The organism is Streptomyces sp. NPDC006476, assembly GCF_040612015.1.
Lineage (GTDB): Bacteria > Actinomycetota > Actinomycetes > Streptomycetales > Streptomycetaceae > Streptomyces > Streptomyces griseorubiginosus_B.
In genome coordinates this window covers 248290-263298 of sequence record NZ_JBEXPK010000002.1, presented here as the reverse complement: position 1 = coordinate 263298, position 15009 = coordinate 248290, and the positions used below count along the sequence as shown (strand labels likewise).

The 15009-nt window shown below is 70.9% G+C and carries 17 protein-coding genes; 9 read left to right on the top strand and 8 right to left on the bottom strand.

What is annotated here, in order from left to right; all coding sequences use genetic code 11:
- The first annotated feature begins 53 nt into the window (after nt 1-53).
- Both ABZZ74_RS03315 and ABZZ74_RS03310 read left to right on the top strand, forming a co-directional pair.
- The gene (locus ABZZ74_RS03315) at nt 54-689 is read left to right on the top strand and encodes a DUF899 domain-containing protein (RefSeq protein WP_356761452.1); all 636 of its coding nucleotides are present in this window, start codon (nt 54-56) and stop codon (nt 687-689) included.
- A 154-nt stretch (nt 690-843) separates the two neighbouring features.
- Nucleotides 844-1029 carry a hypothetical protein gene (locus ABZZ74_RS03310; RefSeq protein WP_207929725.1) on the top strand — a complete coding sequence of 62 codons (186 nt, stop codon included), beginning with the start codon at nt 844-846 and terminating at the stop codon, nt 1027-1029.
- A gap of 6 nt (nt 1030-1035) precedes the next feature.
- Here the strand turns inward: ABZZ74_RS03310 and ABZZ74_RS03305 are convergent, their stop codons facing one another.
- The 3 genes from ABZZ74_RS03305 to ABZZ74_RS03295 form a co-directional block, all read right to left on the bottom strand.
- A complete protein-coding gene (locus tag ABZZ74_RS03305; protein WP_356761708.1) occupies nt 1036-2898 on the bottom strand; it encodes an ABC transporter ATP-binding protein in 1863 nt (620 codons plus the stop codon).
- 235 nt (nt 2899-3133) lie between these two features.
- Nucleotides 3134-3574 (bottom strand): hypothetical protein, encoded by a 441-nt coding sequence (locus ABZZ74_RS03300; protein WP_356761450.1) that lies wholly within the window; start codon nt 3572-3574, stop codon nt 3134-3136.
- Nucleotides 3565-4230, bottom strand: coding sequence for an ATP-binding protein (locus ABZZ74_RS03295; RefSeq protein WP_356761448.1), 666 nt, complete (start codon nt 4228-4230; stop codon nt 3565-3567). The genes ABZZ74_RS03300 and ABZZ74_RS03295 overlap by 10 nt, the downstream gene beginning before the upstream one ends.
- 227 nt (nt 4231-4457) lie before the next feature.
- Between ABZZ74_RS03295 and ABZZ74_RS03290 the strand changes: the two genes are divergently transcribed.
- Together ABZZ74_RS03290 and ABZZ74_RS03285 are read left to right on the top strand one after the other, a co-directional pair.
- Nucleotides 4458-5318 (top strand): helix-turn-helix transcriptional regulator, encoded by an 861-nt coding sequence (locus ABZZ74_RS03290; RefSeq protein WP_356761446.1) that lies wholly within the window; start codon nt 4458-4460, stop codon nt 5316-5318.
- A complete protein-coding gene (locus ABZZ74_RS03285) occupies nt 5319-5573 on the top strand; it encodes a DUF397 domain-containing protein (protein WP_266678966.1) in 255 nt (84 codons plus the stop codon).
- A 125-nt stretch (nt 5574-5698) separates the two neighbouring features.
- Here the strand turns inward: ABZZ74_RS03285 and ABZZ74_RS03280 are convergent, their stop codons facing one another.
- On the bottom strand, nt 5699-7276 hold the full coding sequence (locus ABZZ74_RS03280; RefSeq protein WP_356761444.1) for a PLP-dependent aminotransferase family protein: 1578 nt from the start codon (nt 7274-7276) through the stop codon (nt 5699-5701).
- 47 nt (nt 7277-7323) lie between these two features.
- On the opposite strand from ABZZ74_RS03280, the gene ABZZ74_RS03275 reads away from it, so the two are divergent.
- On the top strand, nt 7324-7824 hold the full coding sequence (locus ABZZ74_RS03275) for a carboxymuconolactone decarboxylase family protein (protein WP_356761442.1): 501 nt from the start codon (nt 7324-7326) through the stop codon (nt 7822-7824).
- A gap of 24 nt (nt 7825-7848) precedes the next feature.
- Here ABZZ74_RS03275 and ABZZ74_RS03270 read toward each other — a convergent pair whose 3' ends face one another.
- The 3 genes from ABZZ74_RS03270 to ABZZ74_RS03260 form a co-directional block, all read right to left on the bottom strand.
- Complete coding sequence (locus ABZZ74_RS03270) at nt 7849-9336, bottom strand: glutamate synthase subunit beta (protein ID WP_356761440.1); 1488 nt, start codon at nt 9334-9336, stop codon at nt 7849-7851.
- Nucleotides 9337-9465: 129 nt separating this feature from the next.
- Complete coding sequence (locus tag ABZZ74_RS03265) at nt 9466-9945, bottom strand: anthrone oxygenase family protein (RefSeq protein ID WP_208785833.1); 480 nt, start codon at nt 9943-9945, stop codon at nt 9466-9468.
- Nucleotides 9946-10219: 274 nt separating this feature from the next.
- Nucleotides 10220-10927 (bottom strand): DUF2293 domain-containing protein, encoded by a 708-nt coding sequence (locus tag ABZZ74_RS03260; RefSeq protein WP_356761438.1) that lies wholly within the window; start codon nt 10925-10927, stop codon nt 10220-10222.
- Nucleotides 10928-11068: 141 nt separating this feature from the next.
- Between ABZZ74_RS03260 and ABZZ74_RS03255 the strand changes: the two genes are divergently transcribed.
- The 3 genes from ABZZ74_RS03255 to ABZZ74_RS03245 all read left to right on the top strand — a co-directional run bounded on the left by ABZZ74_RS03255 (nt 11069) and on the right by ABZZ74_RS03245 (nt 12773).
- On the top strand, nt 11069-11710 hold the full coding sequence (locus ABZZ74_RS03255) for a uridine kinase (RefSeq protein WP_356761437.1): 642 nt from the start codon (nt 11069-11071) through the stop codon (nt 11708-11710).
- A gap of 67 nt (nt 11711-11777) precedes the next feature.
- Complete coding sequence (locus ABZZ74_RS03250; protein ID WP_356761435.1) at nt 11778-12191, top strand: PPOX class F420-dependent oxidoreductase; 414 nt, start codon at nt 11778-11780, stop codon at nt 12189-12191.
- A 153-nt stretch (nt 12192-12344) separates the two neighbouring features.
- On the top strand, nt 12345-12773 hold the full coding sequence (locus tag ABZZ74_RS03245) for a CBS domain-containing protein (RefSeq protein WP_356761433.1): 429 nt from the start codon (nt 12345-12347) through the stop codon (nt 12771-12773).
- An 18-nt stretch (nt 12774-12791) separates the two neighbouring features.
- Here ABZZ74_RS03245 and ABZZ74_RS03240 read toward each other — a convergent pair whose 3' ends face one another.
- On the bottom strand, nt 12792-13919 hold the full coding sequence (locus ABZZ74_RS03240) for a magnesium and cobalt transport protein CorA (protein WP_133042708.1): 1128 nt from the start codon (nt 13917-13919) through the stop codon (nt 12792-12794).
- Between the two features lie 242 nt (nt 13920-14161).
- Between ABZZ74_RS03240 and ABZZ74_RS03235 the strand changes: the two genes are divergently transcribed.
- Complete coding sequence (locus ABZZ74_RS03235) at nt 14162-14956, top strand: methyltransferase (RefSeq protein ID WP_356761431.1); 795 nt, start codon at nt 14162-14164, stop codon at nt 14954-14956.
- The last annotated feature ends 53 nt before the right edge of the window (nt 14957-15009 follow it).

The following is a 15009-nucleotide window of genomic DNA, read 5'->3' as shown; positions in this document are numbered from 1 at the left end:
CTGCCCTCGCCGTCGGTCACCACTGGCAACGGACCGTTGCAGCTGGAGGGGCCATGTCGCTCCCGGAGGTCGTCTCGCGCGAGGAGTGGCGCGCGGCGCGCGAGGAGCTGCTCGTCAAGGAGGAGGCCGCCACGCGCGCGCGTGACGCCCTCAGCGCCGAGCGACGGCGGCTGCCCATGGTCGAGGTGGACAAGGAGTACGTCTTCGAGGGCGGCGACGGCAAGGCCGTCCTGCCCGACCTGTTCGAGGGGCGGCCGCAACTGGTCGTATACCACTTCATGTTCGCGCCGGAGTGGGACGCGGGCTGCCCCCGCTGCTCGGCCTTCCTGGACCAGATCGGGCATCTGGGGCATCTCAGGGCGCAGGGGACCGCCTTCGCGGCCGTCTCCCGGGCGCCGTTCACGAGGATCCTGCCGTTCAAGGCGCGGATGGGGTGGACGGTGCCCTGGTACTCCTCGTACGGCAGTGACTTCAACCGCGACTTCGAGGCCACCCTGGAGCGCGAGGGGGAGTGGGTGGAGCGGCCTGGCGTCAGCTGCTTCCTTCGGGACGGCGAGAGGGTCTTCCACACCTACTCCACCTTCGAGCGCGGGCTCGACGGGCTCGGTCCGACGACGACGTTCATGGATCTGACCGCGCTGGGCCGGCAGGAGATCCTCGTTCGTTATCACGATGAGTACGATGACTGACACAAAAAGTTAACGAGATTGCCGTAAAGTGACCGGATCCTCACACTCCGCGTTGAACTAGTGTCAACTACGTCTCAGTCCGGCAACTGAGCGAGGCTTTCTCGACCGCCAGGGCGTTAACTCCTACAAGTACAACGCTTTCTGGAGGTGCGAGATGGTGAACGGGCGAACAGTGCTCGAACGCTTTCCCGCAGGTGGGCCGCGAGGCTCGTGGCCGGCGGAGGAGTTCGCGCACGCGCGACGACTGGAAGGACTGCCCGCCGAGGTCGTCATGGACCTCGCGACGGACACGTTCCTGGTGATCGTGCGCGGGGACACGGCCGCCGACGCGGTCGCCTGAGGAGCGTCAGCCCGCCTTCGGGGCGGGCATCGGCGCCCTGAACTGTTCCGCCTGGAGCGAGTACAGCTCCGCGTAGATGCCCCCACCGGCCAGCAGCTCCTCCGGGGTGCCGGACTCCGCGAGCCGGCCCTGGTCCAGGACGTGCACCAGGTCCGCGTGGCGTACGGACGCCAGCCGGTGGGTGATGAGGATCACCGTCTGCCCGGCGGAGGCCAGGGCGCGGATCTTCTCGAAGACCTCCAGCTCGGCCCGTGCGTCCAGTGCCGCCGTCGGCTCGTCCACCACCAGGATCCGGCCACGCCGGTAGGCCGCCCGCGCGATCCCGAGCCGCTGCCACTGACCGCCGGACAGCTCGTGCCCGCCGCTGAAGTTGCGCGCCAGCAGGGTGTCCAGGCCGCGCGGCAGATCGGCCACCACCTCCTCGGCACCGGCCTCGGCGAGCGAGGCCGCCAGGCGTTCCTCGGTCAGCGGGGCCGAGGAGCGGCCGATGGCCACGTTCACCCGTGCGGTGAACGGCCAGCGCTTGAAGTCCTGGGCCACCATTGCGATCCGCTCGGCGAGCTGGTGCCGGTCCGCGGTCGCCGTGTCCACGCCGTCCCACAGGATCCGGCCCGCGTCCGGGGTGTAGAGGCCCGCCAGCAGCTTGACCAGGGTCGTCTTGCCGGAGCCGTTCTCCCCGACCAGCGCCACGATGCGGCCGAGGGGCAGGGTCAGGGTGACGTCGTCGAGGGCGGGACGGGCCGACTCTCCCGGGTACCGGAAGGTGACGTTCTCGAAGCGGATCTCCCGGGGGTCCTCCGGCAGCGGGTCGCCGCCGACCGGGATCGCCCGTTCGGCCGCCTCGATGTACAGCTTCTGCATGTCACCGACGAACAGAGCCTCCTCGTGGAGCGAATTGACCGCCAGGACCATGTTGTCCAGGCTCGCCGACCCGGTCCGGATCGCGATCACCGCGGTGCCCGCCACAGACAACGCCATCGCCCCGCCGAGCAGCAGCCCGACGAGCGTCGCGTACGTCGCGACGGTCGCGAGCCCCGTCCAGGCCGCCGCGATCAGCCCGGTCCGCGCCGCCAGCCGGGCCAGCCGGGCCTGCTCCGTCTCCGCTGTCTCCGACATGGCCCGGAAGTGGCGCAGCAGGAACGGGCCGACGCCGTGCACGCGGATCTCGGGAGCCGCCGCGGGCTCGGTCAGCAGTCCGCTGATCAGCTGTCCGGCCCGGGCGTGCTGCACCCAGGTGTGCCAGGACTCGTAATGGCGCCGCGCGTTCGTCAGCGCCCCCCATGCGCTGGGCAGGGTCATCGTCACCAGCAGCGGAAGCAGCGCCGGATGCAGCACGGTCAGCACGCCCGCCGCCGCGATCAGCGAGATCAGCGCGTTGATCGCGCGGGTGGCGTACGAGATCATCCGCCGTGCTGATCCGGCGCCGTACTGCGCGGTGTCCAGCAGCTTGTGGAAGGCGTGGTCCTCGATCGCGGCCAGCTCCACGGCCGCCGCCCGCTCCAGGTACAGCTCGGTGGCCACCCGCTCCACCTTGGGCTCGAGCCGCCCGGTCGCATACGTCGACGCGGCCCGCAGCAGCGTCCCGACCAGCATGACGGCGGCCATGGCGGTCAGCACCGGTACGGCACCGCGCAGCCGGTCCGCGATCGCCCCGCCGGTGATCAGCCGCCCCAGCACGCTGTTGACGGCGAGCAGGCTCACCGCCTGGGTGGCGCCCCGGCCCGCCTCGGCGGCGAGCACGATCCGCGCCGCCCGGGCGTCGGCCTGCCAGGCCAGCCGGAAGCTGGAGCCGAGCAGGGCCGGCAGCCGCGTCACCATGGCCCGGAAATTCAGCTCCAGGAACGCGTCCCGGTGCTGGTTCCAGCCCATGTCGTAACGCAGCGGGCCGCCGAAGAGCAGTTGCTCCGACTCGGAGACCCCGACATCGGCCGACTCACGTTTCTTCCCCACCGCCGGCCTCCCCCGATCCGCCTGGCACGCCGCCGAACGGCCACTATTGCGGGCTCACGGCCCGGCGGGCAGGGCGCAGGAGGAACAAGGGGAAGCGCGCGGGCGTACGCCACCCGAGCGGCCCGATGTTTACGCAACCACGGTGCCGTCGCGGCTACGCGCTCACCGGGCGTGACCAGGTGGGCGTGGTCCCTGTCACCCGGCACACGGCCAGATACAGCGGGATGGGCGGGGTGTAGGGGAGTGTGCCGTCCGGCTTGTGGATCAGGCCGGGGACCGCCGGGGCGTCCGGAACAACCGCCCCGGCGGCGTACTGGGCGGGGGCGGGCCACTCCAGGGCGTAGTCGGAGTCGGACGGGACGAGCCACCACCAGTGCGCCTCATCGGCGTAGACGCACCCCACTCGTGGCAGCCGGGGCAGCACCAGCGGGCCGAAACAGGCCGGCACCGCCACCGCGTCGCATCCCAGGGGAGCCGTCATCCCGTCCGGTACGGGCAGTCGCCGGGGCGTGCCCGAGGCGTGCTGCCCGCGTTCGAGGCGGACCAGCGTGTCCAGGTTCAGCACCCGGCGGCCGGACGCGGTCCTCAGCCCCATGTGATCCCCGTCCCCTGCGTACCGTGGCGCGCGTCCGGCTCGTCCTCGTCCCCCGAGCCGCCGGCCGGTCCCGGCTTGGGGCGGGCTCCCCAGCCCAGGTCGTTCACGGGCTCGAGCGTCTCGCGGCTCTGACGTGTGCACGGCCCGCAGTCGTGCCGCGGTTCGTCCGCCTGGCGAGGCAGCTCCGCCCAGACCAGCAGGCCGGGTCCGTGTTCGTGTGCTCCCCATGCGTGACAGAGGGCGTCGATGAGAAGCAATCCCCTCCCGTGCTCCTCCTCGGGCCGAGCCCGCGACGGGTGGGGCGCACCCGGCGCACAGCCCTCGTCACGCACGGCTATCCGCACCAGGTCCGTCCCGTCGTGCAGCTCGCACACGATGTGACTGCTCGCGGTGTGGACCAGTGCGTTGGTGACCAGCTCGGTGACCACCAGGGCGGCCGTGTCACAGATGTCCTCGCACACCGACCAGCCGTTCAGCCGGGCCTTGGTCAGGTGTCTGGCCTGCGCGGGAGAGCCCGGATGCGCGGCCAGCTCGAACCGGAACCGGCGCTCGGCAGCGGCCCCGGCGGGGCCTGCCCCTGCGGCGGCACCGAGGCTGTGGGGGCGGCCTTCGGCGGCGTCTGTTCCTAAGGGCGCGGACGGAATCACGCTTGCCACTATCGCCCCGCCGTGAACACTTGGCAAGTGTCACTCTGAAAATTGCAGAGTGCGGTGTGACGTTGTGGAAGGGCGTGGCACACTGCTCGCAACAGCACGTCGAGCGGCGCCACTTGAGATCAACGAAGATCGGTACCGAACCGTACGGATCTTCGAATAGGTCTTCGAATGGCGCCGCATGGCTGTCAGCATGCTTTTCGGATCCCGGCGACCTGTGGAGGTGGAGCGTGAGCGAACCTCGGTCCGCGCCGACGGTCGGTCAGGTCGTCCTCGGCCGACGCCTGTTGGACCTGCGGGAACGCGCGGGGCTCAAGCGTGAGGAAGCCGCCAAGGTGCTGCGCGTCGCCCCCGCCACGGTCCGCCGTATGGAGATGGCCGAGGTCGCCCTCAAAATCCCCTACCTCCAACTGCTGCTGAAGTCCTACGGCGTCTCCGACGAGGAGGCGGAGACCTTCGTACAACTGGCCGAGGAGGCCAACCGGCCGGGCTGGTGGCAGCGGTTCCACGACATCCTGCCGGGCTGGTTCTCGATGTACGTCAGCCTGGAGGGCGCGGCCAGCCTCATCCGCTCCTACGACCCGCACTTCCTCCCCGGCCTGCTGCAGACCGAGGACTACGCGCGCGGGGTTCTCAAGTCGGGCGCCATCGGCCAGGCCAGGCCCGAGGACATCGAGCGCCATGTCGCGCTGCGCATACAACGCCAGGAACTGCTCACCCGTCCGGGCGCGCCCCGATTCTGGGCCGTGTTCGACGAGACCGCGCTGCGCCGCCCCGTCGGCGGCCCGGAGGTGATGCGTGCTCAGATCGACCGACTGCTCGAGGCCACGAAGCTGCCCAATGTGACGCTGCAGGTCGCGCCGTTCCTCAACGGCCCGCACCCCGGAACGTTCGGGCCCTTCGTGCTGTTCCGATTTGCCATGTCAGAACTGCCAGACATGGTCTACAGCGAGTACCTGACCGGCGCCGTCTACCTGGACGTGCGTGCCGAGGTGGCCACCCATCTCGAGGTCATGGACCGCATGGCGGCGCAGGCCGCTACGGCACATCGCACGAAGGAGATCCTCCTGGATCTCCGCAAGGAGCTGTGAATGGATCGCATCAAGCCGCGCAAACACGTCTACAACGGCATGCCTGCACGGGAGTTGGGCAGCGAGGGCTGGCACAAGCCCTGGAGCGGCGGCAACGGCGGCAACTGCCTGGAGGCGATGAAGCTCGCCGACGGCCGGATCGCCGTCCGCCAGTCCACCGACCCGGACGGCCCGGCGCTGATCTACACCACCGACGAGATGACGGCGTTCATCCAGGGCGCCAAGGCGGGGGAGGCCGACTTCTTGCTGTCGTGAGCCACTGAACCGACGTGGTGCTGCGTTGTTGGTGCTGAATTGATGGGTGCGTTAATCATGGTTGAGATCGACACAGGCAAGCCGTATCCGACCCGGACGGGTCGCAGACCCTAGCTTTTCGAGGGTCAGGTGCCGGGCGCGTGCGGTGGCAGCGCCCGGCACAGTGCTTCCAGGGCCACCGTGTACGCGTGTTCCGGGGGCGTCGCATAGCCCACGACCAGTCCGTCCCCGGCGTCCATGTCCGTCTCCGGGTGCCGGAACGCGGCCAGTCCGTCGAGGGCGACGCCCTGCCGGGCGGCGGCCTCGACGGCGGAGCGCTCGGTGCCGGGCGGCAGCCGCAGCACCGCGTGCAGGCCCGCCGCGACACCGGTGACGCCGACCCGCGGCGCGTGTGCGGCGAGCGCCGCCACCAGACGGTCCCGGCGGCCGCGGTACCGCTGCCTCATCCGCCGTACGTGACGGTCGTACGCCCCGCTGGAGATGAACTCGGCAAGAGTCAACTGGTCGAGGACGCTCGCCCAGGCCTCGCGCTCTCCCTTGGCCGCGAGCACACCGTCGACGTACCGCTCCGGGAGCACCATCCAGCCGAGCCGCACGGCCGGTGACAGGCTCTTGCTGACCGAGCCGAGCAGGATCACCCGCTCCGGGTCCAGGCCCTGCACGGCCCCCACGGGCTTGCGGTCGTAACGGAACTCCCCGTCGTAGTCGTCCTCCAGCACCACACCCCCACGCGCGCGTGCCCAGTCGACCACGGCCGCGCGCCGCTCCGGACGCAGCGGCCCACCGGTCGGGAACTGGTGCGCCGGCGTGAGCAGCACGGCCCGCTCACGCCCCAACCCGTCCACGCGCGCCCCGTCCTCGTCCAGGGGCAGCGGTACGGTCCGAACGCCGGCCGCCGTGAGCAGTTCCCGGTGGAAGGGGAGCCCGTACGCCTCCACGGCGAGCGGTCCGCGCAGCACACGGCCGCCGAAGAGCAGCCGCAGGGCGTGCGCGAACCCGCAGCAGATCACGATGCGCCCCGGCTCGGTCCGCACCCCACGCGCGCGTGCCAGATACTCGGCGAGCGCCTCCCGCAACTCGATCCGCCCGGCGGGATCTCCCGGCCCGAACGCCTCGTTGGGCGCCTGCTGGAGGGCCCGCCGACTGCACGCCAGCCAGGCCGAGCGGGGGAACGACGAGGCGTCGGGGGTGCCTTGACGGAGGTCGTGGTGGGGTGTGGGCGGGGGTGCTTTCGTGGCGCGCGGGTGTGGTGGCTGCGTTGAGGCACGCGCGCGTGATAGCTGCGTTGATGCGCGCGAGTTCGGTGGCTGCGTCGATGCACGCTCGTGTGATGGCTGCGTTGATGCGCCCGACTGTGGGGGTGATGACGTACGCGCGCGTGGAGGTGCGTCAACGGGCCTTTTCCCGGCGTGTCGCAGCGGTTTCGCCCGCTCCGCGACCCGCGTCCCCGAGCCCTGCCGCGCGGTGAGCCAGCCCTCCGCGACGAGTTCGGCGTACGCCTCGGCGACGGTGTTGCGGGCGACACCGAGGTCCGCGGCGAGCGAGCGGTACGGCGGCAGCCGGGTGCCGGGAGCGAGCCGCCCGTCGCGCACCGCCTCGCGCAGCGCGGTGATGAGCGCGGCCCGCCGCCCGCCCGTCGCGGGCAGCTCCAGATGGAGGTCGGCCCCGATCCGCTCAGCCGAATTGACCCATGAATTCGCCACGGAAATGCACCCTACAGGGGGTCTTTCCGCTCCGTAGGGTGAAGGACATGACGACGAACACGACGGTTTCCCCCACCACGCCGGCCCAGCCCGAGCAGCCCCGCCTCGACTTCGCGAAGACCGCCCCGAAGGCGTTCCGCGCGCTCATCGGCTTCGACGCCGCGGCCCGCGAGGGCCTCGATCCAGCCCTGGTCGAACTCATCCAGATCCGCGCCTCGCACCTCAACCACTGCGCGTACTGCCTCCACATGCACACGAACGACGCCCGCAAGGCCGGCGAGAGCGAGGACCGGCTGCACATGGTCCCCGTCTGGCGCGAGGCCCGCCACTTCTTCACGGAGCGGGAACAGGCCGCCCTCGCGCTGACGGAGGCGGTGACCCTGGTCGCCGACGCCGGTGTCCCCGCCGACGTCTACGCGCAGGCGGCCGCGCAGTTCGACGAGACCGAACTGGCCCATGTGCTGGCCCTGATCCTCACGATCAACACGTGGAACCGGGTGGCCCTGGCGACGGGCAAGGTGGCGGGGACGGACGAACGCCGCCGCTGAGCCGCACAGGTGCCGTCCAGCCCGCTACACGGTCATCGGGCGGTCGTATGGCCCGATCGGCGCCGGCAGTCGCGAACTCCCCGTCAGATAGCGGTCGACCGCCGCCGCCACGGCCCGCCCCTCGGCGATCGCCCACACGATCAGCGACTGACCCCGGGCGGCGTCCCCCGCGGCGAACACACCTGGCACGCTCGTCCCGAAGTCCGCACCTCGGGCGATCGTCCCGCGCGCCTCCATCGCCAGCCCCAACTGGTCGATCAGCCCGTCGCTCCGGTCCGGCCCGGAGAAACCTAGCGCGAGCAGCACAAGGTCCGCGGGCAGCGTCCGCCCGGTCCCCGGCAACGGGCGCCGTCCCGCGTCCACCTCGACCAGGTGCAACGACCGCACATGCCCGCTGTCGTCCCCCGTGAAGCGGAGCGTGGACGCCGCGAACAACCGCACGTCCGCGTCCGCCTCCGGCGCCGTCTCCAGATCCCGCGCCTCCTCGTGCGCGGCCGACAGCCGGTAGATCTTCGGGTACGTCGGCCACGGTTCGGTGTCGTCGTCCCGCTCGGCGCCCGGCTGCGCGTAGATGTCCAACTGGGTCACGGACGCGGCCTCCTGGCGCACCGCCGTGCCCAGACAGTCCGCTCCCGTGTCACCGCCGCCGACGATGACGACATGCTTCCCGGCGGCGGACACGGGGGAGCACTCCAGGTCTCCCTCGCACACCCGGTTGGCCAGCGGCAGATACTCCATCGCCTGATAGATGCCGTCCAACTCCCGTCCGGGTATGGGCAGTTCACGCCATGCCGTCGCCCCGGTCGCGATCACCACCGCGTCGTACCGCGTCCGCAGCTCCGCCGCCCCGACATCCCGCCCGACCGCCGTCGACGTACGGAACTTCGTCCCCTCGGCCCGCATCTGCTCGATCCGGCGCTCCAGATGGTGCTTCTCCATCTTGAACTCGGGAATGCCGTATCGCATCAGCCCGCCGAGCCGGTCGTCCTTCTCGTACACGGCGACGGTGTGACCCGCTCGCGTCAGTTGCTGCGCCGCGGCCAGCCCGGTCGGCCCCGAACCGATCACCGCGACGGTCCGCCCGGAGAGCCGGTCCGGCGGACTCGGCGGCGCGAAGCCCAGCTCCCAGGCCCGGTCGGCGATGGCCACCTCGACGTTCTTGATGGTCACCGCGGGCTGGTTGATGGCGAGCACACACCCCGCCTCGCACGGCGCCGGGCACAACCGCCCCGTGAACTCGGGGAAGTTGTTGGTGGCGTGCAGCCGGTCCGCCGCGGCCCGCCAGTCGTCCCGGCTGACCAGGTCGTTCCACTCCGGGATCAGATTGCCGAGCGGACAGGCCTCGTGGCAGAACGGTATGCCGCAGTCCATGCAGCGGTCCGCCTGCTTGTCGATGATGGGCAGCAGAGCCCCGGGGACATAGACCTCGTTCCAGTCCCGGACCCGCTCCGCGACCGGTCGGCGGGGCCAGTCCCGGCGAGGCGTGGTCATGAATCCCTTGGGATCGGCCATGGCCGTCTTCCTTGCAGTACGCGTGCGACAGGCCGTGCGTCTTCGGGCGGCACTCTTTCGGCCACGATACGACGTGTCGGCCCCGGTCGCAGAGGGGACGGAAAGTGCTTTCCGCCCGCACTCTCCGGTTCAGGTCAGCGCCAGTACGTACGCCACCGCGGCGCCCGCCGAGGCCACCGTCCGGACGTGGTTCCACATGGTCCACTCGCGCACGTACGACGGCCAGTACGCCGCCGCCTCCGGGGTGCCCGGGTCGAGCCTGAGCAGCGCCTCGTTGCGCGGCACGTTCGCGACCATGGTCACCCCGAACGACCCGAACAGATACAGCGCGCTGCCCACCAGCAGCTCCACCTTCCCGTCGTCCGGCCACAGCACGAAGGTCACCACGCCCAGCACCGCGCACAGCACGGCCGACCCCACGAACACGACCATGAACGCCGGCATCACCGCCGTCACATTGATCGCGTTCATCGCCGCCACACCCTGCGCCGGCGGCAACGCGGCCAGCCCACGCATCACGAACGTCGAGAACCCACAGAACACCCCCGCCACCAGCCCGGTCCCGAGCACACCCAGCACCGTCAGCCAGAGGTACGGTCCGTCGATCACGTCAGCGTCATCTCCCCGCGTCGAGCCGAGCCCAGCCCCGGCACCTCCTGTCCCTCCAGTGAATGCCCATGCGTCGCCGGTGACCATGACCGAGAGACGCGGACACATACGCGAACGTCCAGAGCCGAAGAGGACGCGATCGTATGAACATCCGGGGCCCGTCGCGGCCCGTCCGCGCCGCCGGGTTCCGCTGTGTTCCGTCGCCACGACGAGCAACTCGCGCACCGGACACCGACGTTGTCCGGCGGCCGCGCCCCACACCTCACCCGACAGGTCACCCCGCGCCCACTCCCGCCTCCATCCCCTCGTCCCGCCATCCCCGCAGCACCGTCTCCACCCCCGCCCGGATCCGCCGTCGAGCCTCGTGCCGCGGCACGCCGCTCATCAGCAACTGGTCGTACGGCGTCTCCACATGCCGTACCGACGCCACGACCGCCGACACCACCGCCCCCTCCGACAACGCCCGCCCCGCAGCACTCCGCCCCACCCGGCCACTGCCCCGCACGGACGCGTGCGCCGCGATCTCCCGCGCCCGCTCCTCGGGGCACCCCGGAAACAGCCGCCGTATCTCCGCCGCGAACGCCTCCGCGAACCGCACATCCTCCGCGGCCCGCCGTCTGGCGTCCCGTGCCCGGCGCCGACGCCGCGCCTCCGCGTCCGCCAGACACCGCTCCTCCGCCCGGACGAGCCCCGCCTCCTCGACCAGGACGCCCTGCCGCTCGTACCGCGCCTTGCGCCGGTTGAAGCGCACGACCACCGCCGACAGCGCGCTCTCCTCCCGCGACCGACGCGTCAGCGCCGTGTCACCGCGCGGCAGGAACACCAGATGTCCGAGATCGGCGCAGTCCAGACACCGCGGTGCCCCCTCCTCGAGCACCAACAGCGACAACGGTCCCGCATGACACTCCCCGCACTGCCGCCGCCTCAGCGGCTGAATGACGAGAAGTCCGGTACGGCTCGCAGGAGTTGCCAGGTGCGCCATATCTGTTCCCTTCCCCGTCACACGACCCGGGCCTACCCCGATCCGGTCCCCCTTCCTCACCGTCCACGTTCCTCGACACTCCCGTGCCGGACCCTGGCGGCGCGCCCGCCGTGACGCGTCCCGGTCGGTGCCTGACGCATCATGGGCCCTGTGCGACTCGAAGCGATCACCTGGGACCGGCTCGGCGACCTCCTGGCCGAGCGGCTGCTCGACCTCGAGCCCGCCGACGGCAGCTCCTGGCCCCGCATCGCCTTCGACGGCGCGCCCGCGGCCCGCCCCGGAGACCTCGCCGAGCGCGTGTCCGAGGCGCTGCGTGTACGCGGCCGCCCCTCGCTCACCGTCGGCACCCAGGGCTTCCTGCGCCCCGCCTCGCTCCGCCTGGAGTACGGCCGTCAGGACGTGGAGGCCTACTACGACGGCTGGTTCGACACCGCCGCCCTGTGGCGCGAGGTCTTCGGCCCTCTCGAACCCGGCGGCGACGGACGCGTCCTGCCCGATCTGTGGGACCCGGCCACCGACCGCGCCACCCGCAGCTCCTACGTCCAACTCCCGCCCGGCGGCTTCCTGTTGCTGCACGGCCCCCTCCTGCTGCGGCATTGGTTCCCCTTCGACCTGACCGTCCACGTCCTCCTGTCGCCCGGTGCCCTGCGCCGCCGCACGCCCGATGCCGACCACTGGACGCTCCCCGCCTACGAGCGCTACGTGTCCGAGACCGACCCGGCCGGCACCGCCGACGTCCTGGTACGGGCCGACGATCCACGGCATCCCGCGTGGAGCGGCTGACCGACGGAGGGCAGACCCGATCCGTCATCCACTTTTCAATGCGCGTGCATGTAATTAGTCTCTCCCCATGACAACCTCCTCGATCGACCCCGTCCGCTTCACCGCCCCTGTCCGCGCCCTCCTCGACGGCAGGAACTTCGCCGGCGTCGCCACGCTCGGCCCCGACGGCTCCCCGCAGAACTCGGTGGTCTGGATCAAACGGGAGGGCGACACCGTGCTCTTCTCCTCCATCGACGGCCGACAGAAGGTGCGCAACCTCCGCCGCGACCCCCGCGTCAGCCTCTCGGTCTTCGACCTCGCCGACCCGTACACCTCGGTCGAGATCCGCGGCACCGCAGAGATCCTCCCCGACGAGGGCAAACGGCTCCCGTACGAGCTCTCCCACAAGTACCTCGGCATCGACCCGCCCGCGGAGAAGGACGACGAGGTCCGCGTGATCGTCCGCGTCGTGCCACGAAAGATCATCGGCTTCTCCGCCTGACCGTCACCCGTTCCCGGCGCCACGGACCCGTTCGCCCTCCTGCTACCGCCGGGTTCCGGGTGCATCCGGCATCCGGCGCGGCGAGAATGTAGGGCGCCGGTTTCAGCGGTGCGTCCCGTGCCGCACCGGCCGCCCGGCACCGGGAGGTACTCCATGACCACCGCCGGAGACATCATGCATCGTGGCGCGCAGTGGATCCCCGCCCACGAGACGCTGGACCGCGCCGCCCAGCTGATGCGCGATCTGAACGTCGGAGCCCTGCCCATCAGCGATGAGAACGAGCGGCTCTGCGGCATCCTCACCGACCGCGACATCGTCGTCGGCTGTGTGGCCATGGGCCACGACCCGGCCAGGGTGACCGCCGGTGAGATGGCCCAGGGCACCCCGCGCTGGATCGACGCGAGCGCCGACGTCGACGACGTGCTCAGGGAGATGCGGGACCACCAGATCCGCCGGCTCCCCGTCATCGAGAACAAGCGGCTGGTCGGCATGATCAGCGAGGCCGACCTGGCCCGGAACCTGACGGAGGACCAGATCGCCGACTTCACCCACAGCGTCTACGCCAAGGCCATGACCCACTGACCGGCCGCGCCCCGGAAGTCACAGCCAGCCGTTGCGCCGGAAGCCGCGGTACAGCGCCAGGCACGCCACGGATATGACGCCGATGACCAGGGGGTAGCCGAACCTCCAGTGCAGCTCCGGCATGTGATCGAAGTTCATGCCGTACACCCCGCAGACCATCGTCGGCACGGCGATCACCGCGGCCCAGGCGGTGATCTTCCGCATGTCCTCGTTCTGAGCGACCGTCACCTGCGCGAGATGGGCCTGCAGGATCGAGTTGAGCAGTTCGTCGAAGGCGGCGATCTGCTCCTTGGCGCGCATCAGGTGGTCCAGGACGTCCCTGAAGTAGGCCTGTATCTCCGGGTCGACCACCCGGATCGGCCGGGTCGCGAGATCCTCGACCGGGCGGGCGAGCGGCACCACGGCCCGCTTCAGTTCGAGCAGTTCACGCTTCATCTGGTAGATCCGGCCCGGGTCGGCCCGTGCGCCGTTCTCCGCGAACACGTCCGTCTCGACCTGGTCGATGTCCTCCTGGACCGAGTCGGTGACGCTCAGATAGTCGTCGACGACGTGGTCGGCGATCGCGTGCAGAACCGCGGCCGGGCCCTTGGCGAGCTGCTGGGGGTGCGACTCCAGCTCCTCGCGCAGCGGTCCCAGCGAGCCGTGCATGCCATGGCGGACAGTGATCACGAAGTCCTCGCCGACGAACACCATGATCTCGCCGGTGTTCACCACCTCGCTGGTCGCGGTCAGCTTCTCGTGCTCGACGTAGCAGACCGTCTTGAACACCGCGAACAACGTCTCGCCGTACCGCTCCAGCTTCGGGCGCTGATGGGCCTCGACCGCGTCCTCCACCGCCAGCGGATGCAGGTCGAAGAGCTCCGCGATCCCCGCGAACTCCTGGTCCGTCGGCTCGTGCAGCCCGAGCCACACGAAGCCGTGTCCGCTCTTGCGTACCCGCTGCACCGTGTCGACCAGGTCACCGCCCGCGGGCACCCGTACGCCGTCGCGATAGGTCACGCAGTTGACCACCGAGGAGCCCAGCGGGGACCTGGCCGGGTGGCTCAGGTCGACGCGGGGGCGTCGACGGGCCAGCCGTGCCACCTTGCGCAGGCCACCGACCCTGCTGAGGCTCGTGACCTTCCGCAGATTCCCTGCCATGGACATCTGGATCTCCTTGCGTGGATCTCCCCGGACTCGGCGCCGGGCGGCTGTGACGAGCCGCTTTCCCGTGCCTTGGCCGGCCAGTCTGCCAGGTTCGGGTAAGCGGTGGTTGAGGCTGTGGGAACAGGAGATTCCGCTTTGTTCCCGTCTGTGGAAAAGCATTTTGCTTGAGTTGGGCGGGTCATCTGGTCCCGGGGGTCGCGTCGGCCACACCGCACAAGCCCGGCAACTGGGATGATCGCGGCATGACGCGATCCGACGGGTACCTCCTCGACAACCGGCGGTCGGAGGCGGCCGAGCGCTTCGACGCCTTCGCCACCCTCTTCGACCCCACGACCTTCCGGCACATCGAAGGATTCGGCATCGGGCCCGGCTGGCGCTGCTGGGAGGTCGGCGCGGGCGGCACCTCGGTGGTGTCCTGGCTGGCCAAGAAGGTCGGCCCGACCGGCAAGGTCGTGGCGACCGACATCGACACGACCCGGCTCGCCCCCGCAGGCCGGCCGCCGGTGGAGGTACGGGTCCACGACGTGGGCACCGAGGAACCGCCGGGGGAGGGCTTCGACCTGGTGCACGCCCGGCTCGTCCTCGTGCATGTCCCCGACCGCGAGCGGGCGTTGCGGTCGATGGTCGAGTCCCTGCGTCCCGGTGGCCGCATCCTCGTCGAGGACGCCGACCCCGCCCTGCAGCCGCTGCTCTGCCCCGACGAGCACGGCCCGGAGCAGCGCCTCGCCAACCGGCTGCGGCACGGTTTCCGCCAGCTCCTCGCCGAGCGCGGCGCCGATCTCTCCTACGGCCGACGCCTGCCGCGCCTGCTGCGCGAGGCCGGACTGCGCCGTGTCGAGGCCGACGCGTACTTCCCGCTCACCTCACCGGCCTGCGTGGCCCTCGAATCGGCCACCGTCCGCCAGATCCGCGCCCAGCTCGTCGAAGCCGGCCTCGCGACGGACGAGGAGATCGACCGCCACCTGACCAACGTCGAGACCGGCAGCATGGACCTGGCGACAGCTCCGATGATCTCGGCGTGGGGGAGGAAGGGGTAGCCGGGTGGGGGAGGCGTGGGGGAGGAAGGGGTAGCCGGGTGGGGGAGGCGTGG

Excerpts from the sequence above, each read along its gene's own strand:
- ABZZ74_RS03315 (WP_356761452.1), top strand. The coding sequence starts at position 54 with ATGTCGCTCCCGGAGGTCGTCTCGCGCGAGGAGTGGCGCGCGGCGCGC.
- ABZZ74_RS03310 (WP_207929725.1), top strand. The coding sequence starts at position 844 with ATGGTGAACGGGCGAACAGTGCTCGAACGCTTTCCCGCAGGTGGGCCG.
- ABZZ74_RS03305 (WP_356761708.1), bottom strand. The coding sequence starts at position 2,898 with ATGGGCTGGAACCAGCACCGGGACGCGTTCCTGGAGCTGAATTTCCGG.
- ABZZ74_RS03300 (WP_356761450.1), bottom strand. The coding sequence starts at position 3,574 with ATGGGGCTGAGGACCGCGTCCGGCCGCCGGGTGCTGAACCTGGACACG.
- ABZZ74_RS03285 (WP_266678966.1), top strand. The coding sequence starts at position 5,319 with ATGGATCGCATCAAGCCGCGCAAACACGTCTACAACGGCATGCCTGCA.
- ABZZ74_RS03275 (WP_356761442.1), top strand. The coding sequence starts at position 7,324 with ATGACGACGAACACGACGGTTTCCCCCACCACGCCGGCCCAGCCCGAG.
- ABZZ74_RS03270 (WP_356761440.1), bottom strand. The coding sequence starts at position 9,336 with ATGGCCGATCCCAAGGGATTCATGACCACGCCTCGCCGGGACTGGCCC.
- ABZZ74_RS03260 (WP_356761438.1), bottom strand. The coding sequence starts at position 10,927 with ATGGCGCACCTGGCAACTCCTGCGAGCCGTACCGGACTTCTCGTCATT.
- ABZZ74_RS03255 (WP_356761437.1), top strand. The coding sequence starts at position 11,069 with ATGGGCCCTGTGCGACTCGAAGCGATCACCTGGGACCGGCTCGGCGAC.
- ABZZ74_RS03250 (WP_356761435.1), top strand. The coding sequence starts at position 11,778 with ATGACAACCTCCTCGATCGACCCCGTCCGCTTCACCGCCCCTGTCCGC.
- ABZZ74_RS03245 (WP_356761433.1), top strand. The coding sequence starts at position 12,345 with ATGACCACCGCCGGAGACATCATGCATCGTGGCGCGCAGTGGATCCCC.
- ABZZ74_RS03240 (WP_133042708.1), bottom strand. The coding sequence starts at position 13,919 with ATGTCCATGGCAGGGAATCTGCGGAAGGTCACGAGCCTCAGCAGGGTC.
- ABZZ74_RS03235 (WP_356761431.1), top strand. The coding sequence starts at position 14,162 with ATGACGCGATCCGACGGGTACCTCCTCGACAACCGGCGGTCGGAGGCG.